At 63.4% G+C, this 21,687-nt stretch carries 23 protein-coding genes, 1 pseudogene and 1 riboswitch; of the genes and pseudogenes, 11 read left to right on the top strand and 13 right to left on the bottom strand.

Features of this window, described 5'->3' with window-relative positions; translation table 11 throughout:
• Positions 1–72: 72 nt before the first annotated feature.
• From IAE38_RS04370 to IAE38_RS04360, 3 genes are all read right to left on the bottom strand, one after another.
• A complete protein-coding gene (locus IAE38_RS04370) occupies positions 73–366 on the bottom strand; it encodes a hypothetical protein (RefSeq protein WP_201216159.1) in 294 nt (97 codons plus the stop codon).
• An 85-nt stretch (positions 367–451) separates the two neighbouring features.
• The gene (locus tag IAE38_RS04365) at positions 452–1,804 is read right to left on the bottom strand and encodes a GntP family permease (RefSeq protein WP_028633920.1); all 1,353 of its coding nucleotides are present in this window, start codon (positions 1,802–1,804) and stop codon (positions 452–454) included.
• A gap of 106 nt (positions 1,805–1,910) precedes the next feature.
• Positions 1,911–2,450: a gluconokinase gene (locus IAE38_RS04360; protein WP_201161677.1), complete on the bottom strand. Its 540-nt coding sequence runs from the start codon at positions 2,448–2,450 to the stop codon at positions 1,911–1,913.
• Between the two features lie 206 nt (positions 2,451–2,656).
• Here IAE38_RS04360 and IAE38_RS04355 point away from each other — a divergent pair, with 206 nt between their 5' ends.
• The 3 genes and pseudogenes from IAE38_RS04355 (at position 2,657) to IAE38_RS24225 (ending at position 5,076) form a co-directional block, all read left to right on the top strand.
• The gene (locus IAE38_RS04355; RefSeq protein ID WP_201216157.1) at positions 2,657–3,676 is read left to right on the top strand and encodes a LacI family DNA-binding transcriptional regulator; all 1,020 of its coding nucleotides are present in this window, start codon (positions 2,657–2,659) and stop codon (positions 3,674–3,676) included.
• A gap of 5 nt (positions 3,677–3,681) precedes the next feature.
• Positions 3,682–4,542 (top strand): annotated as a pseudogene (locus IAE38_RS24230) (PAS domain-containing protein); the annotation flags it as partial.
• A gap of 75 nt (positions 4,543–4,617) precedes the next feature.
• Positions 4,618–5,076, top strand: a complete 459-nt coding sequence (locus tag IAE38_RS24225; protein WP_442968259.1) for a methyl-accepting chemotaxis protein — start codon at positions 4,618–4,620, stop codon at positions 5,074–5,076.
• Here IAE38_RS24225 and IAE38_RS04345 read toward each other — a convergent pair.
• The 8 genes from IAE38_RS04345 to IAE38_RS04310 form a co-directional block, all read right to left on the bottom strand.
• Complete coding sequence (locus IAE38_RS04345) at positions 5,051–8,329, bottom strand: transporter substrate-binding domain-containing protein (protein ID WP_201216153.1); 3,279 nt, start codon at positions 8,327–8,329, stop codon at positions 5,051–5,053. The genes IAE38_RS24225 and IAE38_RS04345 overlap by 26 nt on opposite strands.
• Before the next feature lie 13 nt (positions 8,330–8,342).
• The gene (locus IAE38_RS04340; protein ID WP_028633925.1) at positions 8,343–8,957 is read right to left on the bottom strand and encodes a response regulator transcription factor; all 615 of its coding nucleotides are present in this window, start codon (positions 8,955–8,957) and stop codon (positions 8,343–8,345) included.
• A 217-nt stretch (positions 8,958–9,174) separates the two neighbouring features.
• Positions 9,175–9,417, bottom strand: coding sequence for a DUF1272 domain-containing protein (locus IAE38_RS04335; protein WP_201216151.1), 243 nt, complete (start codon positions 9,415–9,417; stop codon positions 9,175–9,177).
• Positions 9,418–9,483: 66 nt separating this feature from the next.
• Positions 9,484–10,236, bottom strand: a complete 753-nt coding sequence (gene cobM / locus IAE38_RS04330) for a precorrin-4 C(11)-methyltransferase (protein WP_201216149.1) — start codon at positions 10,234–10,236, stop codon at positions 9,484–9,486.
• Between the two features lie 31 nt (positions 10,237–10,267).
• Positions 10,268–10,654: a cobalamin biosynthesis protein gene (locus IAE38_RS04325; RefSeq protein ID WP_201216148.1), complete on the bottom strand. Its 387-nt coding sequence runs from the start codon at positions 10,652–10,654 to the stop codon at positions 10,268–10,270.
• Entirely contained in the window at positions 10,654–11,340 is a 687-nt protein-coding gene (locus tag IAE38_RS04320) for a CbtA family protein (protein ID WP_201216145.1), read from the bottom strand. Before IAE38_RS04320 ends, IAE38_RS04325 begins: the two co-directional genes overlap by 1 nt.
• 10 nt (positions 11,341–11,350) lie before the next feature.
• Entirely contained in the window at positions 11,351–11,539 is a 189-nt protein-coding gene (locus tag IAE38_RS04315; protein ID WP_201161684.1) for a CbtB domain-containing protein, read from the bottom strand.
• 88 nt (positions 11,540–11,627) lie between these two features.
• Positions 11,628–11,851: riboswitch (cobalamin riboswitch) on the bottom strand.
• A 33-nt stretch (positions 11,852–11,884) separates the two neighbouring features.
• On the bottom strand, positions 11,885–12,376 hold the full coding sequence (locus IAE38_RS04310) for a GNAT family N-acetyltransferase (RefSeq protein WP_201216143.1): 492 nt from the start codon (positions 12,374–12,376) through the stop codon (positions 11,885–11,887).
• 132 nt (positions 12,377–12,508) lie between these two features.
• On the opposite strand from IAE38_RS04310, the gene IAE38_RS04305 reads away from it, so the two are divergent.
• The 4 genes from IAE38_RS04305 to IAE38_RS04290 all read left to right on the top strand — a co-directional run bounded on the left by IAE38_RS04305 (position 12,509) and on the right by IAE38_RS04290 (position 15,466).
• Positions 12,509–13,129 (top strand): LysE family translocator, encoded by a 621-nt coding sequence (locus IAE38_RS04305; RefSeq protein WP_201216141.1) that lies wholly within the window; start codon positions 12,509–12,511, stop codon positions 13,127–13,129.
• Positions 13,130–13,150: 21 nt separating this feature from the next.
• Complete coding sequence (locus IAE38_RS04300) at positions 13,151–14,032, top strand: alpha/beta fold hydrolase (RefSeq protein WP_201216140.1); 882 nt, start codon at positions 13,151–13,153, stop codon at positions 14,030–14,032.
• Positions 14,033–14,115: 83 nt separating this feature from the next.
• Positions 14,116–15,003 (top strand): pirin family protein, encoded by an 888-nt coding sequence (locus tag IAE38_RS04295; protein ID WP_201216139.1) that lies wholly within the window; start codon positions 14,116–14,118, stop codon positions 15,001–15,003.
• A 202-nt stretch (positions 15,004–15,205) separates the two neighbouring features.
• Positions 15,206–15,466 (top strand): DUF1652 domain-containing protein, encoded by a 261-nt coding sequence (locus tag IAE38_RS04290; protein WP_060481033.1) that lies wholly within the window; start codon positions 15,206–15,208, stop codon positions 15,464–15,466.
• Positions 15,467–15,497: 31 nt separating this feature from the next.
• Here IAE38_RS04290 and IAE38_RS04285 read toward each other — a convergent pair whose 3' ends face one another.
• Both IAE38_RS04285 and alkB read right to left on the bottom strand, forming a co-directional pair.
• Positions 15,498–15,785: a hypothetical protein gene (locus IAE38_RS04285; protein WP_201216137.1), complete on the bottom strand. Its 288-nt coding sequence runs from the start codon at positions 15,783–15,785 to the stop codon at positions 15,498–15,500.
• Positions 15,786–15,891: 106 nt separating this feature from the next.
• Positions 15,892–16,542, bottom strand: a complete 651-nt coding sequence (gene alkB / locus IAE38_RS04280; protein WP_201216136.1) for a DNA oxidative demethylase AlkB — start codon at positions 16,540–16,542, stop codon at positions 15,892–15,894.
• 161 nt (positions 16,543–16,703) lie between these two features.
• Between alkB and IAE38_RS04275 the strand changes: the two genes are divergently transcribed.
• From IAE38_RS04275 to IAE38_RS04260, 4 genes are all read left to right on the top strand, one after another.
• Positions 16,704–17,444 (top strand): gluconate 2-dehydrogenase subunit 3 family protein, encoded by a 741-nt coding sequence (locus tag IAE38_RS04275; RefSeq protein WP_201216135.1) that lies wholly within the window; start codon positions 16,704–16,706, stop codon positions 17,442–17,444.
• Positions 17,445–17,447: 3 nt separating this feature from the next.
• Entirely contained in the window at positions 17,448–19,232 is a 1,785-nt protein-coding gene (locus IAE38_RS04270) for a GMC family oxidoreductase (RefSeq protein ID WP_201161693.1), read from the top strand.
• A 12-nt stretch (positions 19,233–19,244) separates the two neighbouring features.
• The gene (locus tag IAE38_RS04265; RefSeq protein WP_201216133.1) at positions 19,245–20,546 is read left to right on the top strand and encodes a cytochrome c; all 1,302 of its coding nucleotides are present in this window, start codon (positions 19,245–19,247) and stop codon (positions 20,544–20,546) included.
• Between the two features lie 105 nt (positions 20,547–20,651).
• Positions 20,652–21,671, top strand: a complete 1,020-nt coding sequence (locus tag IAE38_RS04260) for a LacI family DNA-binding transcriptional regulator (protein WP_201216132.1) — start codon at positions 20,652–20,654, stop codon at positions 21,669–21,671.
• Positions 21,672–21,687: the final 16 nt, after the last annotated feature.

Genomic DNA, 21,687 nt, shown 5'->3' with positions numbered 1-21,687 from the left:
AATCGAACGGGCTGAACTTTATTATCACGGCGAATGATAGGCGGGGCTCATTCACCGTGATGCAACCCGTTATCAGGGTTTGGCAGCACCCTGGCCGCTCTTGCCTGCACCTTCCGAACCGGTGGCGTCTATGCCTGGCAAGTCGCGGTTGTCGTTCTGTATGGCAGGCGGGCTGTCTGGGTCATGGCCTTGCAGGCGGGGGTCGGTGTCGGTAGGCACGGGCTTTTCAATCGGGTTCAAGGTGCTGTCCACACCGGGTTTGGGCGCTTGGCTGTGCGGGTCGTCCGGGTACGTGGGGCCGGTGCCAGCGGCGAACGTCAACGGCGAGGCCAGCAATGCGACCAGCAGGATGCTCGAACGGGTCATGGCAGTCTCCTTGGCTTAGGGCAGGGCGGTTACGCAAGGTTTGGCCCTGCCCACGGCGTCAAGGTGCCATTACCCCGATCAACGGTCACACCACCAGCGACAGCAACATGATGAAGATAATGCCGACGACCGACAGAATGGTCTCCATCATGCTCCAGGTCTTGAAGGTTTCCGCCACGGTCATGTTGAAGTACTGCTTCACCAACCAGAAGCCCGCATCGTTCACATGCGACAGGATCAGCGAGCCCGCGCCCGTCGCCAATACCAGCAGCTCACGGTTCACCCCGGGTACGAGGTCGATCACCGGCGCGACGATGCCGGCCCCGGTGATGGTTGCCACCGTGGCGGAGCCAGTGGCGATACGGATTACCGCCGCTACCAGCCAGGCCAGTAGAATCGGGGAGATTTCGGCCTGCACGGCCATCTGCCCGATCACGTTGCCCACGCCGGTATCCACCAGCATCTGCTTGAAGCCGCCACCGGCACCCACGATCAGCACAATGGCTGCGGTGGGCGCCAGGCTGTGGTCGAGCATCTTCATGATCTGCTGGCGGTTGAAGCCGCGGGCCGAGCCGAAGGTGTAGAAAGCCAGCAACAGTGCCGCCAGCAGCGCGGTAATGGGGTGGCCGATCAGGTCCATCCACTGACGCACGATATGCTCGGCTGGCAGTACCACGTCGGCGAAGGTTTTGAGCAGCATCAGCACCACCGGCAGCAACACGGTGATCAGGGTCACGCTGAAGCTGGGCAGGTTGCCCTGGTCGGATTCCTTGGCAATCTGGTCCATCAGCTCCTGGGATGGCTGGCCCGGGATGTAGCGAGAGATGAAGTTGCCGAACAGCGGGCCGGCGATGATGGCGGTCGGCAGCGCTACGATCAGGCCGTAGAAGATGGTCTTGCCGATGTCTGCATGGAAGATGCCGATGGCCAGCAGCGGGCCCGGGTGCGGTGGGACCAGGCCGTGCACCACTGACAGGCCGGCCAGCAATGGGATGCCGATCTTGATCAGCGAGACCCCGGAGCGCCGCGCCACGATGAATACCAGCGGTATCAGCAGCACGAAGCCGATTTCGAAAAACAGCGGGATGCCCACCAGGAAGGCGGCGAACATCATGGCCCAATGCACGTTTTTCTTGCCGAAGGCGCGGATGAGGGTCTGGGCGATCTGGTCAGCCCCCCCGGAGTCGGCCATCAGCTTGCCGAGCATAGTGCCCAGCGCCAGCACAATGCCGACGAAACCCAATACGCCGCCAAAGCCGTCCTGGAACGACTTCATGACCTTTGCCACCGGCATGCCGGAGGTCAGGCCCAGAAAGCCTGCGGCCAAGGTAAGGGCGACGAAGGGGTGAACCTTGAAGTGGGTGATGAGCAGGATCAGCCCGACGATGGTGACCAGCGCGTCGAGCAGCAGGAAGGTATCAGTAGCCAGTCCGAACATGATGTGAAGGCCTCGGTCTTATCGTTGTTTTGGCAATGCTGTTGTTGGATCAACCCTTTGGCGAGGGTGGGGTAGCGCTGTCTCTGGTGATCAGGCAAACGCCGCGTCAGGCGCTTTGCGCCAGTACCTGATCACCGCAGCGCTTTAGCCAGGTGTCTACGGCTTCGGCCAGGGCGGTGATGGGTTGGGTGGCATCCAGTGCCAGCGTGCGTGGCTCACCGTGGGGCGGCTCAAGCGCCGCGAACTGGCTGTCGATCAGGCTGGCGGGCATGAAGTGCCCGGGGCGCGCCAGTACCCGTTGTTCCGCTTGGGCGGGCGACAGTTCCAGAAACACGAACACCAGGCCCGGCATGGCTGCGCGCAAGGTGTCGCGGTAGCGCTGTTTGAGCGCAGAGCAGGTCAGGATGGGCCGCTCGCCTGCCTGGGCGCTGGCTTGCAGTTCTTGGCCCAGGCGCACCAGCCAGCCTGCGCGGTCATCGTCATCCAGCGCAATGCCGGCGCTCATCTTGCGAATATTGTCGGCGGGGTGGAAGGCGTCGCCCTCGATCAGGCGGCCGCCGCTTCTGGCAGCAATAGCAGCGCCAATGCTGCTTTTGCCGCAGCCGGCCACTCCCATTACCACAATGGCGGGCAGGGAAGAGTTCATCAGTACCTCCTGCGGGGTGAGATAGCGCTGTCTCGTCGAGGACGAAACGCAACCTCCCCGGTGTTATTGGTCTTGTGCAAACGCAGTATGGACGCCCATCTGCAAGCGCGTGCGGCGCGATGGCCAAAGACACGTTGCCTGCTTCTTGGGACAGCGCTACCTTAGAGGCCGTTCCCACTCCTTGCAAGTAGTAAAATTACAACATCATGTCCCGCATTGGCTCCCGCACCACTGGCCGTCCCACCCTGGCAGAAGTGGCCAGGCTTTCCGGGGTTTCCCCGATTACCGCATCCCGTGCCCTGCGTGGGGTCAGTACCGTGGCGCCAGAGCTGGCGGCCAAGGTTGCTGCTGCTGCTGCCAGCCTGGGTTATGTGGCAAACCCGGCTGCCCGTGCTTTGGCGTCGGCACGCAGCCAGTCGGTGGTGGTGCTGATCCCGTCGCTGTCCAACCAACTGTTCATCGACACTTTGGAGGCCATCCACGAGGTCATGCGCCCGCGTGGGCTCGAGGTGCTGATCGGCAATTACCACTACGACCTGGCCGAAGAAGAAAACCTGATCCGCAACTACCTGGCCTACCAGCCGTGCGGCATGTTGCTTACAGGCTTCGAGCGCAGCGAGCCTTCCCGCCAGATGCTGGCGGCCAGTGGGGTACCTTGCGTGCACATGATGGAACTCGACGAAACGTCAGAGGCATTTTCCGTCGGTTTCTCGCAGCAACAGGCTGGCCGGGCAGCAGCGCGCCACCTCATTGAGCGCGGCCGCACCCGGCTTGGCTTCATAGCGGCCCAACTGGACCCACGGGTGATGCAGCGCGCCGAAGGTTTTCGCCAGGCCTTGGCTGAAGCCGGCCTTCACGTAGCCGAACGGGAGGTGCTGACGCCTGAGCCGTCTTCCATCGCGCTGGGCGGCGAGCTGTTCAGCCAGTTGCTGGAGCAGGCGCCGGATGTCGACGGTATCTTCTTCTGCAACGACGACCTGGCGCAGGGCGCGGTGCTGCAGGCGCTGCGCCAGGGCGTGCAGGTGCCCCAGCGAGTGGCCATGGTCGGCTTCAATGACCTGCCGGCGTCCGCGCACATGGTGCCCAGGCTCACGTCCATTCGTACCCCTAGAGCTGCCGTTGGTCGGAGCGCTGCCCAGGTATTGCTTGCGCTGCTTGATGGCAAAGCGGTGGCGCCAAGCCAGCAGGACTTGGGCTTCGAGCTGATGGTGCGCGAAAGCACCTGACGCCCATGGCGGCGCATGGGCCTCACGCGGTGCAAACGGCGATCTATGCTCTGAACACCGAGCGGAAAGGAGGCCGGGGTATGTTCGATTTCCATCGCAAGTCCGACCTGGAAGAAATCCAGCGCAGCCACCAGGCACTGGCTGATGCCAAGGCCAAACTCGCCGCCATCAGCCAGTGCATGGCAATGATCGAATTTACCCCTGACGGCATCATCATCGATGCCAACCCGCGCTTTTGCCACGCCATGGGCTATGACGCCGAAGAGCTGCGCGGTCGCCACCACCGGTTGTTCTGCGCGCCCGATTATGCCGACAGCGCGCAGTACCGGCAGTTGTGGCATGACCTGGGGCAGGGCACGCCTGTCAGCGGCACCTTCGAGCGTATCGACAAGCAGGGCCGTGAGGTATGGCTTGAGGCCAGCTACATGCCTGTGCTCGATGCGCAGCAACAGGTAGTGAGCGTGATCAAGGTGGCCGCAGACATCAGCCAGCGCGCAGCACTGGAACATGAGCGCGAACGTTGGCTGAACGCCATAGGCCGGTCGATGGCCGTGATCGAGTTCACCCCGGCAGGCCGGGTGATGCAGGCCAACCAGAACTTTCTCGACACCATGGGCTACACGCTGGACGAGGTGGTGGGCAGGCATCACGGTCTGTTCTGCCTGCCGGCTGAACGCGAATCCCCTGCTTACCGTGAGTTCTGGGCATCGTTGAACCGTGGCGAGTACCATTCCCATCGCTTCGAGCGGGTCAGCAAGTCGGGCCAGACGGTGTTCCTGGAGGCGTCCTACAACCCGATCTTCGACAGCAAGGGCCGCTTGTACAAGGTGGTGAAGTTTGCCAGCGACATCACCCATCAGGTCAGCACCCAGCAGCGGGCGGCCGATGCCGCTCATGCCAGTTCCGTACAGGCCGATGCCTGCGCGCGCAAAGGCACCGAGGTGGTACAGCAGGCGGTGCAGGTCATCGAACACATCTCCCAGGAGCTGAACCAGGCGGCGCGCAGCCTGGATGCCGTGAGCAAGCAGTCGGATGAAATCGCCCAGATCGTGCTGACCATTCGTGGCATTGCCGACCAGACCAACCTGCTGGCCTTGAATGCTGCCATTGAAGCGGCGCGCGCCGGTGAGCATGGGCGCGGCTTCGCCGTGGTGGCCGACGAGGTACGCAACCTGGCGGCCAGGACCAGCCAGGCCACCCTGGAAATTGTCGATGTGGTGAGGCAGAACCGTGAACTGTCAGGTATCGCAGTGTCCAGCATGCAGTCGAGCCTTGAACGCACCGGCCATGGCGTTGCCCTGGCCAACGAGGCGGGCACGGTGATCATGGAGATTCAGCAAGGCTCACGTCACGTGGTGGATGCCATCGACGAGATCACCTCGACATTGCAGTTGCACTGAGCGCGCTGCCCAGTTCATCCAGCAGGGTCTGCAGGCTGGCTTGCAGCAGTTGTTGCTGCTCGCGTGTGGGCTGCCCGTTGGCCACAGCCTGCTCCACCGCTTCGCAGCGAGCCACCACGGTGCGCACGCGGATCATCTTGGCGCCACCTTTTATCCGGTGAACCAAGGCCCGCAGCGAGTCGTCGGCGGCGTCGGGCGCCAAACCGCGCAACGTGGCCAGGTCCTCGGCTACGCTCTGGGACAGTTGCTCGAGCAGATGACGGGTCAGCTGGGCGTCATTGCGGGTCAGGTGGTGCAGTTCTGCGAGGTTGAAACTATTGCCAGAGGTGCTCGCAGGGGGGGGCGTGACAGCGGCGTCGGCCTGGGGGAGGTGGGCTTTCAAGGTGCGCAACCCGATGGGTTTGAACAGGCAGTCATCCATACCGCTGGCCAGGCAGCGCGCCCGTTCCTCGGCCTGTGCGTTGGCGGTCACGCCCACGATACGGCAGGGTGGCAGGCCGCGCTCGTGCTCCATGGCGCGGATGCGCTGGGTAAGTTCATGGCCATCCATCACCGGCATGCTGCAATCGGTGATCACCAGGTCGAAGTGTGCTGCCTGCCAGCGCTCCAGCGCCGCTTCACCGTTTTGCGCCAGGGTGACGCGGTGGCCCAGCGTGCGCAGTTGCCTTTCGAGCAACAGCAGGTTGGCGGGGTAGTCGTCGGCTACCAGTACGTCCAGGGGAGCGCCGCTGCTTTCGAGCGCCAACTGCGTCGGCTCCGATGCTGTCGGCGCAGCGCACGCCGGCAAGGCCAGGCTGACCTGCACCTTGGTGCCCACGCCCTCGACGCTGTGCAGGGCCAACGTGCCACCCATCAGTTCTGCCAGTGCCTGGCTGATCACCAGCCCCAGGCCTGCACCCTGCTGGGCACGTGGCCCGTCGGCCTGGACAAAGGCGTTGAACAGGCGGGCCTGGTCGGCAGGGCTGATGCCGATCCCTGAATCGCGTACGCACAATTCGACCTGCACCTGGCCTTCTGGAGCTGAGCCCGCCAGCACCAGGCTGGCCTGAACCTCGCCGCGCTCGGTGAACTTGATGGCATTGCTGAGCAGGTTCGACAGCACCTGCTTGAGGCGCAGCGGGTCGGCCGACACCCACACCGGCAGCGGCGGCAGGGCGCCGTGCAAGTGCAGCCCCTTGGCCCTGGCGTTGCCTTCGAACACCCTCAGTGTGGCCTGTACCAGCTCGACCAGGTCGGTCGGCACCGGCTGCAGGCTGATATGCCCCGACTCGATGCGCGAGATGTCCAGAATATCGCCGATCAGCGCCAGCAGGCCCAGGGCCGAGTCGTGGGCAGTTTGCAGGGTCTGGGTATCGCAACGCCCGTCTCGGCTGTCTTCCAGGGCCAGCTCCAGCAAGCCGATGACGGCGTTCATTGGCGTGCGGATTTCGTGGCTCATGGTCGCCAGGAAGGTGCTTTTGGTCTGGCTGGCCTGTTCGGCTTCTTCCTTGGCGTGCCGCAGCTGCTCCAGTAGCCCGCGGCTCAGGGCCAACTGGGCCTGCAAGGCGTGCTGTGCCTCGGTGCGCTGGTTGATCAGCTTGCGCAGGTAGCTGTTCCAGAACACTACCCCGGCCAGCAATAGGGCGGCCAGTACCAGCACTTGAAGCGCTAGGTCACGGTAGTTGCGCCATGGGCTGTCACTGACCAGCGTGCTGGTACGCCAACGGTTGATCAGCCGCTCAAGTTCCTCGGGTGGGATACTCAGCAATGCCTTGTCGAGGATAGCCTGCAACCGCGGCTGATCCGGTGCGACCGCAAACGCGGCAATGGCCGGGTCTTCGTCCAGGACGCTGGCTATCTTCAGGCGGTTCTTGAACACGTGACTGATGTAGTAGGCCGCATTGATGTGGCTACTGAGTGCCACGTCCGCAGCACCTTTGATCAGTGCTTCCATGAGGTCGAGTGGGCTGTCCAGCTCGATCAGCGTGGCGTGGGGGTAGCGGCGTTGCAGCATGTCGCGCTGGGGTGAGCCCCGCACCAGGGCGATACGCTGTTGGCCAAGGTCCTTGACCCGCGACGAGGAGGCGTCATCAGCGCGGGTGATCAACACCCGCGGGCTGACCAGGTAGGGCCGGGTGTAACGCAATTGCCGGGATCGCTGCGCGCCATAGCCCAAGGCCCCGATCATCTGCGCCTCACCGCGTGCCAGCCGTTCGACCATATCCTGCGCCGATGCACCCTCGACAGGGTTGAACTGCAAGCCGGTACGCAGGCCGATCTGCTTGAGCAGCTCCAGGGTGATGCCGGTGGGGCGTTGTTCGGCGTCGTTGAACGTCAGGGGGGCCAGCGCCGGGTTGATCAACACATCCACAACGGGGTGGGCGATGATCCAGGCTTCCTCTTCGGCAGACAGGGCGCTGAGGTGGCGCTGCAGCAGCAGGCTGGTGTTGCCGCTGCTCCAGCGCCGCAGGATGTTCAGGCGCTCACTCTCGCCAATACGCGCCAGGGCTCTGTCTACCAACTGCCGCAGGTGGGGTGTGTCGCGGGCGATGGCAAAGGAAAACGCCTCGGGAATCACCTGGGAGAAGTGGTCAATTTTCAAAGTGCCTTGAAAGGTCTTGCCGATGAGAAAGTCAGTGCTGATGGCGTCGCCCAGGTAAGCATCCGCCTCACCCAGCTCCACGGCAGCCAGCCCGGCCTGGGTAGAGCGATACAGGCTCAGTTGCGCACTGGGGTACAGTGCGCGCACTCGGTTGGCCGGCAGGTAATGGTCTACCATGGCAAGGCGCAGGCCAGCCAGGTCGGGCGTGTCCTTGAGGTTGCGGCCCTCACGGGTGACCACCACGGGCAAGTCGTCGGCGTAAGGTGCGCTGAGGCTGAGCTGAGCATCGGCGGCCTCAAAGCCGTTCGAGCTGCCCAGCAGGTCGATTCGCCCGTCGTGCAGCGCAGCGATGGCTTCGTGGCGGCTGTCGAAGCGCAGCACCTCGATAGGCGCGCCCAATTGCTCGGCGATGATGCCGGCGTAGTCTGCGCTGATGCCTTCATAGTCTTGCGGGCTGACGTTGATCTCGAATGGCGGATAGTCGGGCCTTGAGCTACCGAGGACGATACGCTTGCGCTGCTGCAGCCACTGGCGTTCTTCATGGGTAAGCGTCATGGGTGGCGTGACGCTCACCGAGCGGGCCAGCAGCTGGCGGGTTTCGCTGGCGGCCAGCAGCCAGCCGGGGCCGGCCAAAGCGAGCAGCAGCAGGGCGCCAGCCAGCAGTCGTTTCATGGCCGCCCGCCGCTCAGTAGACGCTGTTGCGTTTGGCCAAGTCGACCATTTCAACCAGCGACTCGGTCTTGAGTTTTTCCATGATGCGGCCCCGGTAGGTGCTGATGGTCTTGGCGCTGAGGTTCATGCAACTGCCGATGTTCTTGTTGCTCTCGCCACGTGCCAGGCGCCGCAACACTTCCATTTCGCGGTTCGACAGGCTGGCCAGGCGTACCGGCTCGCTTTCCAGCGAGTTGCTGTTTACCGACATCTGCGGGAATGTTGAATAGCCCTTCACCAACGCCTTGAGGGCGAACAGCAGGGCGTCGTGGTCTTCTTCCTTGGTCACGAAGGCACCAATGCCGGCATCCAGGCAGCGCCGTACATACAGATCGGTAGCCTGGCCCGTCAGGACCATGATCTTGGGCACCGGCTCGATGGCCTGCAGGCGCTTGATCACCTCCATGCCATCCAGGCCGGGCAAGCCGATGTCGAGGATGACCACGTCAGGCTTCAGTTCACGGGCTACCTGCGCCACTTCACTGCCATTACCGACTTCGCCGATGACGTGGAAGCGTTCACGCTCAAGGAGCATGCGCAGGGATAGCCTGACGATGGGGTGATCGTCGACGATCAGCACGGTAGTCATTAGGAAAACTCCTGTGAGGGTGTGGTGCATTTCCTGGAGCACCCAGGAATACTTCTGCAAGTGAGTCAATCAGAAGCGCAGCAAGATACGACCATTACGGAAGTTTGGTAATGCCGAGTATAGAAGTGTTGATAAACCTTGGCCGTGCTGTCGAAAAATCCTACAAAACGAGGCGGCGGCGCGCGCCCAGGCAGGCGCTGGAGCCTACCTGCCGGTCTCAGGCGCAAGCCGGGTGATGTTTATTGACGCGCAGGGTGGAGGCCGGGTTGTTCGCCAATGCCTGGCCCACCCTTGCAGGGCGGCTGAGCAATTGCCCGCCGCAGTTGGGGCAGTGGTGTTGCAGGCGGCCTTCGGCGCAGCCGCGGCAGAACGTGCACTCGAACGAGCAGATAAACGCGTCAGTGCTGTCACCGGGCAGGTCGACGTCGCAGCATTCACAGTTGGGGCGCAAGTCCAGCATGGGGGAGTGTCCGGTAACAGGAAGGGGTTGGTCAGTCTGCTACCGGATTGCAGTGCCTTGCAACACTCAACCCGCTGGGCGATACAGGTGTGCGTGCCCGGCGCGATACAGGGCGGATTCAGCGAACGGCGTTTCTCCCAGCACGTGGCCGACCAGAATCAGCGCAGTACGGCGGAAACCCTTGGTCGCCACACCTGCGACGATGTCCGCCAGCGTGCCACGTACCCAGTCCTGGTCGGGCCAGGTGGCACGGTGCACAACCGCGACGGGGCACTGTGGCCCATAGTGCGGCAGCAGCAGCTCGACGATACGCGCCAGGTGCTTGACCCCAAGGTGAATGGCCAGCGTGGTGCCGTGGCGTGCAAGGTCTTCCAGCTGCTCCCCGGCCGGCATCGGGGAGTTTGCGCCAAAGCGGGTCAGGATGACGCTCTGGGCGACCTCTGGCAGGGTCAGTTCACACCCCAGCAGCGCGGCGCTGGCCGCAGTGGCGGTTACGCCGGGGATAATCTGATAGTCGATGCCCAACGCCTGCAGATGGCGGATCTGCTCGCCGATGGCGCCATACAGGCTTGGATCACCGCTGTGGACCCGGGCCACGTCCTGGCCCAGGGCATGGGCTGCCCGCATGGCCCCGATGATCTGCTCCAGGTCCAGCGCAGCGCTGTTGATCACGGTTTCGGCCTGGTTGCCTTCCAGCACGGCGGCAGGCACCAGGGAACCGGCGTAGATGATCACGGGGCATTGGCGGATCAGCCGCTGGCCCTTGACTGTGATCAGTTCCGGGTCGCCGGGGCCGGCGCCGATGAAGTAAACCGTCATGAAAATCCTTGGATGTAAATAGATGAACAGGCTAGCCTGCGATGGCCAGTGTTGCCGGGCCCATGACCCGGCGGGGCAGCAGTAGCTCGGCGTGCCCTGCCGCCTGGCAGGCCAGCGCCAAGGCCGTGCTTTCTGCGACGCCCCAGCAACCGCTGTGGGTATACGCAGCGGCTGAGCGATGGCTGAGCAGCGGCTCGTAGGCCTGCAGTTGCACCGCAGGGTACAGCACCAGTGGCAGGCCGAGGCGCTCGGCCAGCTGAAGCAGGCCGGGTTCGCCAGCCTTGAGTGCGATGCTGGCGATGCCGCGGAGGTCACTCAAGGCGAGGCCCCGTTCGGCCAGGCCGGCGAGCAGAAGCGCCTGCAAAACGCCCACCGGGCACCCCCGCCGGCAGCCAAACCCCGCGTACACTGCCGGCATCAGGCCTGGCTGTGGCGGCGGTACAGCCACGCGGTGAGCAGGCCCAATGCCAGCCAGAACGCAGCGTTGGTCAGCCACGAGGCCAGTTTGAACTGAGCTTCCAGCGCCTCGGGCGCCAGGCTCTCGTGCACTTCGGGTTGCGGTGCACCAATCAGGTGGGGCACTGCCAGCACCACCACACCAAGCACCTTCAGCAGCCAGTGGCGGGCGAACACTACCAATGCCAGGCCCAGGGCTGTTGCGCTGGCGGCGCCAACCCACCAGGCCTGGCGCTGGCCCAGGTCCGCTGCAGCGGTGCCCGGCAGTTCTGGCGGCAGGCCTAACGTGGGTGCCAGGCAAAACACCGCAAAGCCGGCCAGGCCCCAAAGCGCACCGGTACCAACACGCTTGGGCTCCCGCAGGCTGTAGAGGGCAGCGAGGATAAGGGCGAAGCCCACTGCGACCACCAGGTTGCCACCGGTGGTGGACAATACTCGCTGCCAGCCATCTTCCGGCGACCAGGCCTCAGCACTGTGTTCGTGCGCCGCTGCGCCCTCGCCATGGGCGTGCTGTTCGGCGGGGGCGGCGGTTTCGTAGGTTTCGGCCTGCAAGATGAGCGGGCTGACCCAGAAGCTTTGCAGCAGGGTGAGCAACAGGGCCGCAAGCAACCCGCTGAAACCCGCGGTACGGGCGATACGCGTGATCATTGGCGGTTACTCAGTGGCAGGGGAAGGCGGCGCTGTGGCGCGTATCGTGGGCAGCGTTGTGTACGGCTTCGATATGCGAAAAGCCGGCAAAGTAGACCAGGCACAGCCCCAGCAGGCTGGCGCCTACCGCAACAGCAATGCGCTGGCTGAGTGTGACGGGGGTGGCGATACTTGGAGTGTTGGCGCTGGTGACGGGCATGACGCGTTCCTCTGCTTTTTGTGGGCAACGGGCAAGCGCGGCAGCCCCGGGCGGCGCCCAGGGGATGCGACAGCGCCCGCCCACCGCGGGGTGTTCATAGGCGCAAGGCCGGTCTCCGGGCTGGCGAGGAGGAGGTTGGCTCCTTGAAAACGTCACCTTCCCATGCCAAGGGTGATGGCACAGTGGTACAGACGCTTCGCTCGCTTACCGTTGCGGGGGCAGCACCGGCTTGGTCAAGGCCCTGTTGCAGGCCTGTGACGCACCGGTTTCCCGTTTCACCCCCAGGGGGGCACCTTGACGCAGGGCACTAGAAAAGCACGAGGTGGGCCAGCCGTCAATTGCCTGTCAAACCGGCAAGCCGTCACGGGCAAACGCTTGCAGTTGCTCCCCCTCCAGGCGGTAGCGCACCCACTCATCCTGCGGCTGCGCGCCCAGCGACTCATAAAACTTGATGGCTGGCTCGTTCCAGTCCAGCACGCTCCACTCCAGGCGGCCCCAGCCATGGGCCACGGCCTCCCGGGCGATGTACCTGAGCATCTGTTTGCCGGCACCGTCCCCGCGCTGATCCGGGGTGATGTAGAGGTCTTCGAGGTAAATGCCGCTGCGCCCCAGCCAGGTGGAATAGCTTTGGAAATACACGGCGAAGCCAATGGCCTGGCCGTCACGTTCGCCGATCAGGCACTGCACGGTGCTGTGCTCATCGAACAGGCTACGTTCAATATCCTGCAAGGTGGCCAGCACTTCGTGCCGGGCACGCTCGTACTCCGCCAGTTCGGTGATGAAGGTCAAAATCTGCTGCGCATCGGTGCGCACCGCCGGGCGAATAACCACGCTCATGATGAATACCCCTGTTTCAAAATTGGCAATACAGTGAGGTGTATCTCATTAATTAAAGGTAACTGTATCGGTCGCTCGGGTGGCGGACTCCGGTAGTGTGACGGCATACCGCACCTACTGGAATGCCTGGCCATGTTTGCCTCTGTCGACCTGCTCGCTGCTTTTATCCTGTTCGCCTTCGTTTCGTCCATTACCCCGGGGCCCAACAACACCATGTTGCTGGCCTCCGGGGTGAACTTCGGCGTACGCCGCACGATCCCGCATGCCATGGGCGTAAGCATCGGTTTCATGGCGATGGTGCTGGCGGTGGGGCTTGGCCTGGGCGAAGTGTTCAAGTCGTGGCCGCCCCTGTATACCGTGCTGCGCTACGCGGGTGCGGCCTACCTGCTCTACCTGGCCTGGAAGATTGCCAACGCCGGGCCTGTGGGCGCAGCGGCTAGCAAAGGGAGTAACCCATTAGGCTTCTGGGCAGCTGCTGCTTTCCAGTGGGTCAACCCCAAAGCCTGGGTGATGGCGGTGGGCGCGATCACCACGTACACACCCGCTCAAGGGTACGTCACCAACGTGGTAGTGATCGCGGCGCTGTTTGCGTTGGTGAACTTGCCCAGCGTCGGCATCTGGGTGATGTTTGGCAGCGCGTTGCGCAGCGTGTTGCAGAACCCGCGCTGGCTGATGCTGTTCAATGTCCTGATGGCCCTGCTGCTGGTGATTTCGCTGTACCCATTGCTGTTTGTAGAATCGGCGTTTCACTAGCACTACAGGTAGCGCGCCGCGATGCAGCTGATTCCATGGTCCCATCAATGCGACGAGGGCTTCACCCTGCGTGGCTGGCGCACAGAAGCCAGTGGGCGACCGCTGTTGCATTTTCTGCACGGCAATGGCTTTTGCAGCCTGGCTTATCAACCCATGCTGGCGCGCCTGGCCGGCCATTTCGACTTGTGGCTCAGTGACGCGCAAGGGCACGGCGACAGCGACCACGGTGGCGTGTTTCGCGGTTGGAACCGCACCGCTGCGCTGGCCGTCGAGGCCTTCGAATGCGGGCGGAGCGAGTATGGCGAGGTACCCCGCGTGGCCCTCGGGCACAGTTTTGGCGGCGTGCTTACCAGCCTGATGCTGGCGGCTGAGCCCCAGCTGTTCCAACGCGCTGTATTACTGGACCCAGTACTGTTCAGCAAGCGCATGTTGGCTGTGCTGGGTGCAGCAAGGGTGGTCGGCCTGCACCGTCACCACCCCATGGCACGCCAGGCTGCGCGGCGGCGCAGTTTCTGGCCTGACCGGCCTTCGGCGCATGCTTCGCTGCAGGGCCGGGGTATTTTCAAGGGTTGGCACGATGCAGCGCTGCAAGCCTACATCGACCATGCCTTGGGCGAATGCGAGAAGGGCGTGGTGCTCAAGTGCAGGCCCAGCCGCGAGGTGGAGATCTTCAGCTCATTCCCCCGGCGCTTGTGGCCAACCTTGTTACGCATCGCCGTCCCCACGCGCATTCTGTACGGGGAACATACCTACCCCTTCGTGCCGGTCTCGGCAAACCGGCTGGCGAGCCTCAACAGCCACGTGAGTGCCCGGCAAGTGGCGGGCGGGCATTGCTTCATGCAGGAAAACCCAGGCAATGCTGCCGACCTGGCAACTGGTTTTTTGCTCGGCACTGTCCCATAGGTGGGACGATGCATGCCATTGCGGCAGGCTACTCAGCTATAGGCACCATTGCTAAGGTGTTCTCAGCCAATGAGGACCTCCCCATGAAAACGATTCTCGGTATCCACCGCAGCCCCCAACCCCACTGGGTGGGTGACGGTTTCCCGGTGCGCAGCCTGTTCACCTACGACAACCTGGCCAGCCGTATAAGCCCGTTTTTGCTACTGGACTATGCTGGCCCTCACACCTTTTCACCCACCCAGGCCCGGCGCGGGGTGGGTGAGCACCCTCATCGTGGCTTCGAGACGGTGACCATCGTGTACCAGGGCGAGCTTGAGCACCGTGACTCGACGGGGGCTGGCGGCTTCATCGGCCCCGGTGATGTGCAGTGGATGACGGCCGCAGACGGTATCATCCATGAAGAGTTTCATTCGCCGCGGTTTGCGCAAACGGGTGGAACGCTGGAGATGGTGCAGCTGTGGGTAAACCTGCCGGCCCGTGACAAGCGTGCCGCAGCGGGCTACCAGACGCTGCTGGCGAAGGATATCCCGGTGGTGCCGCTGGGCGGCGAATCCGGGAGCCTGCGCGTGATCGCCGGCAACTACAAGGGCGCTTTGGGCCCTGCACGCACGTTCACGCCGATGGATGTATGGGACATGCGCCTACAGGCAGGGGCGAGCTTCACGCTACCCGTCGCCGCTGGCCGCAATGCGGCACTGGTGGTGCTGCAGGGCACAGTCACCATCAACGGTACGCAACAAGCGGGGCCTTCGAGCCTGGTGCTGTTTGACCCGGCAGGGCAGGACCTGCAGCTGGAAGCAGCGGAAGCTGCCAGCGTTCTGCTGTTAAGTGGCGAGCCGATCGACGAGCCGATTGTGGGTTACGGCCCGTTCGTGATGAACAGCCAGGCCGAGATCATCGAGTCTTTCGAGGCTTTCCAGGCCGGCAAATTCGGGCAGATGCAGGGCGATCGCGGTGGTGCCTCGCATTGATGCACCGCTCGTCGCAGGGTGGTGATTCTGCCCGAACCTAACCTCACCCCAGGGGTTCTTCAGCTAAGGTGCTAGATGAACCCCTGCATGCTCATCACTGCAGCGCATCGACGTTTGGCCAAAGATGCTCATTATCAATTGGCGCTCAGCCTGCTACAGGCGTAACTACATTAATCAGGCCACCGCCAGAGAGGGTCGTACCATGTCGTTGATAGGCGTTTCGATGCTGGAAATGCGGCAGATGATCGAGCATGCCTGCCTGCCTGATCGTTGTGAAATCAGCTGCGCTGACGGTAACAACCTGACCATCCGCCTTGCCCAGGGCCAGAACTTCGAGCGCGGTGTGAGCCTGAGCGGTGTACCGCTGCACAGCCTCAACAGCTGCCGCGACCTGGTAAACCTGGTTGGGCAGCTGCATGCGCTGCGCTGCAAAAGCCCTGCGCGGGCGAAGGCGATTGCCTGATCACGCCCGGGTTATGTACGCGCTTTAGCCGCTAGCGCAGCTCCAGCAGCAGGTTCAGGCCGCCGTCTCCGCATTTGCCTTTGTCGCGCACTACGCCGTGGTAGCTGCGTCCGTCCAGCATGAATGCAACGCTGTGCGCCCTGTCGACTTTGTCTGGCAGCGGCGGGCAGATGTGCATGCGCAGCGCAGGCCGCCCTTGGAGGCTCAGCGGTGCCAGCTGGCACTGGCACTCCACACTCAGCGCCACGGGGCCGAACAGCGTGTCACGCACGTAATCCAGTTGCACCGATGCATTGGGGGCGCGGCCTGGCATCCTCATGGTCGTGTGCCTCTGGTGGAAAGTGGCGGGACGGCGTGATACTGGGTCATGACAGTCTCCTGTGAGCTGACGGTGGTGCCTGGTGGCACACGTTTCGGCAAATGCACTATCCACAACCCGCCTTGCGGAAGGTCAGGTTGACCCGGCGCTCGCCCATGCGCGGGTGAACCCCGGGCTTGATCGGCAGCACACCGTGAAAGCGTAGACGGTCTTCGCCGCCCCAAACCAGTACATCACCATGGCTGAGCGGGATGCGCTGGGTTCTGTCAGCCCGCTGCAGCCCCCCGAATAGAAACACGGCCGGAAGCCCCAGGGAAACCGACACGATAGGCTGATCGAAATCGCGCTCGTCGCGGTCCTGGTGCAGGGTGAGGCGGGTGCCTGGCTGGTAGTGGTTGACCAGGCATGCGTCGGGAGCGAACCCGTCGAAGCCGGCAACAGCCGCGCTGCGCGAGGCAAACGCAGTGAGCACATCGGGCAGCGCCGGCCATGGCTGGCCACTGACGGGGTCGGTGGGGCTGTAGCGGTAGCCTTTGGCGTCACTGACCCAGCCCAGTTCACCACAGTTGGTCAGCGCCACCGCCATGTGCAGGCCGCCCGGGGTGCACATGTGCCGGAACGGCGCAGCCCGCAGTACCGGGCGCAGGGCGTCCAGTATCGCCTCCAGGTCGGGGAGGGCGAAGCCTGGCAACAGCACCGTGTGGTTGGCCAGGCGATGCGGCTGTGGGCCGAACAGGTCAAGGTCGGACTGAATCATCAGGGGTCAAATCTCTCCGCCGAGTCAATATCGCGGGTTCATGCAAACCTATTGGTGTCAATGCGACATTAAACTCAAAATGTTTCTGAACGCCGTTGGTCAGTGAGCGGTCTTGATCATTGGCCCCGGCCGAGGACGCTTACCGATGATGAGGATTAGAAATGTCTGAGCACGTACCGGACAACCCCCGCAGGGACTTCCTGCGCAAGACCTTGACCCTGATACCTGTGGTAACGGTCGCCAGTACCGGCCTGGGCCTGGGCGCAAGCGCGGTGATAGCCGAGCCAGCACGCAGCCCCAACGTGCCAGAAAAAACCGACGCCGCCCAGTACCAGCCGGCATTTTTCACCGTGGACGAATATGCTTTCCTCCAAGCTGCGGTGAGCCGCCTGATCCCGGCTGACGCGTTGGGTGCCGGCGCCCTGGAGGCCGGTGCCGCCGAGTATATCGACCGGCAGATGGGCACCCCCTATGCCAGCGGGGCCTTGTGGTACATGCAAGGCCCCTTCAATGCAGACGCCGCACCCGAGCTCGGCTACCAGTTGCAGCTCAACCCGCAGCAGATCTACAGGCTAGGCATCGCCGGTGTGCTCGGCTGGTGCAGGGCCCAGGGCAACAAGCCGTTCCATGAACAAAGCGCCGCCCAGCAAGACCGTGTGCTCGCCGCACTGGAGGCGGGCGACCTGGTGTTGCAGGATGTACCTGCCAAGGCCTTCTTCAGCCTGCTGTTGCAAAACACCCGTGAGGGCTTTTTCTGCGATCCCGTGCATGGCGGTAACAAAGGCATGGTCGGCTGGAAGCAGATCGGCTTCCCCGGTGCCCGCGCCGATTTCATGGATTGGGCCGAGCGCAACGAGCGCTACCCGTTCCCACCGGTGTCCATTCGTGGGGAGAGGGCCTGAACCATGGCAAACACGTTGAAGAAAGTGGATGCGGTGATCGTCGGGTTTGGCTGGACCGGCGCCATCATGGCCAAGGAACTGACCGAGGCAGGGCTGCAGGTGGTCGCCCTGGAGCGCGGCCCCATGCAGGACACCTATCCAGACGGCAATTACCCCCAGGTGATCGACGAGCTCACCTACAGCGTGCGCAAGAAACTGTTCCTGGACCTGTCCAAGGAAACCGTCACCATCCGCCACACGGTCAACGACGTAGCCTTGCCGTACCGGCAACTGGGCGCTTTCCTGCCGGGTAAAGGGGTAGGCGGTGCCGGGCTGCATTGGTCCGGTGTGCACTTTCGTGTAGACCCGATCGAGTTGCGCATGCGCAGCCATTACGAAGAGCGCTATGGCAAGTCGTTCATTCCCCAGGACATGACCATCCAGGACTTCGGCGTTACCTATGAAGAACTGGAGCCGTATTTTGATTTTGCCGAGAAGGTCTTCGGCACCTCTGGTCAAGCCTGGACCGTGAAGGGCGAAGTGGTAGGGCGGGGCAAGGGGGGCAACCCATACGCCCCAGACCGCTCCAACCCCTTCCCGCTGGTGTCACAGAAGAACGTGGTATCCGCCCAGCTGTTCCAGCAGGCCACCTCGGCGCTGGGCTATCACCCCTACAACCTGCCGTCGGCCAATACCTCGGGCCCTTACACCAACCCCTACGGGGCGCAGATGGGACCGTGCAACTTCTGCGGTTTCTGCAGCGGTTACGTGTGCTACATGTATTCCAAGGCCTCACCCAACGTGAACATTCTGCCGGCGTTGCGCCAGGTGCCTAACTTCGAGCTGCGGGCCAATGCCCACGTGCTGCGGGTGAACCTGGACGACAGCAAGCAACGTGCAACCGGCGTGACCTACATCGACGCCCAGGGCCGTGAACTGGAGCAACCGGCCGACCTGGTGATCCTGGCCGCGTTCCAGTTCAACAACGTGCGCCTGATGCTGCTGTCCGGGATCGGCAAGCCTTACGACCCTGTGAAGAACGAAGGTGTGGTCGGGCGCAACTTCGCTTACCAGAACATGGGCACGGTCAAAGCCTTTTTCGACAAGGACGTGCACACCAACAACTTCATCGGTGCAGGTGGCAACGGTGTTGCCATCGACGACTTCAATGCCGACAACTTCGACCATGGCCCCCATGGCTTTGTCGGCGGCTCACCCATGTGGGTGAACCAGGCAGGCTCGCGGCCGATTGCCGGTGTCGCCAACCCCCCGGGTACACCTGCCTGGGGCAGTGCCTGGAAGAAGGCCACCGCCGACTACTACACCCACCAACTGTCGATGGACGCCCATGGCGCACATCAGTCCTACCGGGGCAATTACCTGGACCTAGACCCCAGCTACCGCGATGCCTACGGCTTGCCGCTGTTGCGCATGACCTTCGACTGGCAGGACAACGACATTCGCATGAACCAGTTCATGGTCGACAAGCTGAGCAAAATCGCCCAAGCGATGAACCCTAAATCCATCGCCGTGCTGGGCAAGCAGGTGAAAGAACATTTCAACACTGCCAGCTACCAGACCACCCACCTGAACGGTGGTGCGATCATGGGGACCGACCCCGCCACCAGTGCACTGAACCGCTACCTGCAATGCTGGGATGTGCACAATGTATTCGTCCCGGGCGCCTCTGCGTTCCCTCAGGGCCTTGGCTACAACCCGACCGGGCTGGTGGCCGCGCTGACGTACTGGTCCGCCCGGGCCATTCGGGAGCAGTACCTGAAGAACCCCGGCCCGCTGGTGACGGTTTAAGGAGCGATGAACATGAACAGAATGTTGATCGCGACTTTGCTGATGGGCACCGGGCTTTGCGCCCAAGCGGCGCAGCCCGACCCGCAACAGGTGCAGCAAGGTGAATACCTGGCCCGCGCGGGCGACTGCGTGGCCTGCCACACGGCCAAGGGCGGCAAGCCATTTGCGGGCGGGCTGCCTATGGAAACCCCCATCGGCACAATCTACTCCACCAATATCACGCCGTCGCCCGAGGGCATCGGCAGCTACTCCTTCGAGGACTTCGACCAAGCGTTGCGCCGCGGCATCGCCAAGGACGGCAGCACGCTTTACCCGGCCATGCCGTACCCGTCCTACGCGCGCCTGACCGAAGACGATATTCAGGCGCTGTATGCCTATTTCCAGCACGGCGTGCAGCCGGTGGCCGAGCCCAACAGGGACAGCGACATCCCCTGGCCGCTGAGCATGCGCTGGCCGCTGGCGATCTGGCGTGGCCTGTTCGCCCCGGATGCCAAGCCCTGGCAGGCGGCCCCGGCCAGTGACCCGGTCATCGACCGCGGGGCGTATCTGGTCGAAGGCCTGGGCCACTGCGGCGCGTGCCACACCCCACGGGCGCTGACCATGCAGGAAAAAGCCCTGAACCCGCAGGAAGGTGAGGCGTTTCTGGCCGGTAGCGCGCCGCTGGAGGGCTGGATTGCCAAGAACCTGCGCGGTGACCACAAGGATGGCCTGGGCAGTTGGAGCGAGGCCCAGCTGGTGCAGTTTCTCAAGACCGGCCGCAGTGACAACAGCGCGGTATTCGGTGGCATGAGTGACGTGGTGGAGCACAGCATGCAGTACATGACCGATGCCGACCTGACTGCAATTGCCCGTTACCTGAAAACCTTGCCGCCAAGCAACCCGAACGACAAACCGCATCAATACGACAGCAAGGTGGCCGATGCCTTGTGGCAGGGCGATGACGGCAAGGCAGGTGCTGCGGTGTACATCGACAACTGCGCGGCTTGCCACCGCACCGACGGCAAGGGCTACACCCGCGTGTTCCCGGCACTGGCCGGCAACCCCGTGGTGCAGACCGCCGATGCCACCTCGCTGATTCATTTGGTGCTCAAGGGTGGCACGCTGCCGGCAACCCATACGGCACCCTCCAGTTTCACCATGCCAGCCTACGCCTGGCGGCTGAATGACCAGCAGGTGGCGGACGTGGTCAACTTCATCCGCACCAGTTGGGGCAACCAGGCAAGTACCGTCAAGCCCGGCGATGTAGCTGACCTGCGCACCAGCGACATGCGCCAGACATCAGGCGATGACCTGGGGCAGGTGACGGACCACTAGGCCCTGCCGAGGTGTGACCCGACAGATGGCAGATTGACGAATGAGCCGGTTTTTGGTGTATTGAAACCGGTTTCATCGCCCTAACAATAACGATCAGGAACTGCCATGACCGACGCGCCTGCCCATGCCCGCGAACGGGTCACCATCAGCGAAGTCGCCCGTGTTGCCGGGGTCTCCAAGGCAACCGTGTCGCGTTATATCGGCGGCGACCGGCAGTTGCTGGCCGACGCCACCGCCGCGCGGCTGGCCCAGGTCATCGAACAGCTGGGCTACCGGCCCAACCAGATGGCCCGTGGCCTGAAGCGGGGCCAGACGCGGTTGATCGGCATGCTGGTTGCCGACATCCTCAACCCGTATTCAGTGGCCGTGATGCATGGCGTTGAAACCGCCTGCCGCCAGCACGGCTACAGCCTGGTGGTGTGCAACACCAACCGTGACGACGAACAGGAGCGCCATCATCTGCGGGCGTTGCAGTCGTACAACGTCGAGGGGCTGATCGTGAACACCCTCGGCCATCAGCCTGGCGAGTTGCTGAACCTCATGCGGGACATGCCCATGGTGCTGGTGGACCGACAATTGCCCGAGCTGAAGGTGGACCTGGTTGGCCTGGACAACCTCGACGCCGTGGAGCAGGCCATCGCGCACCTGCATGCACGCGGCTACCGGGACATCCTGGCCGTCACCGAGCCGCTGGACGGTACCAGTTCGCGGGCGGAGCGGGTTCAAGCCGTCGGCACCTGTGTAGGTCAACGCCCCGGCATGCGCCAGCAGGTCCTGCACACAGGCCCTGGCCTCGATGCGGGGCTCGCAGCATTCCTTGCGCACAGCGGCCATGGCCCGCAGGCCATCTTCACCTGCAACGGCGTCGCCACCCTGGAGGTCACTCGCAGCCTGCGTGCTGCAGGCCGTGATCTGTTTGCCGACGTCGGCCTTATCGCCCTGGACGACCTCGACTGGTACCCGTTGGTCGGCAGCGGCATCACGGCCTTGGCCCAGCCCACCGAACGCATCGGCATGGCGGCGTTTGACAGCCTGCTGGGCCGGCTGCAAGGCGACAGCGGCATCGCCAGGCGCATCGACTTCAAAGCCTCCTTGCTGATACGAGGCTCGACTTCCCCACGCTAACTACCGGCAGCCTCCG

This window comes from Pseudomonas sp. S32 (assembly GCF_016648095.1).
Classification (GTDB): Bacteria; Pseudomonadota; Gammaproteobacteria; order Pseudomonadales; family Pseudomonadaceae; genus Aquipseudomonas; species Aquipseudomonas parafulva.
The sequence above is the reverse complement of the archived record's forward strand: the minus strand, read 5'-3'. Positions and strand labels throughout refer to the sequence as shown.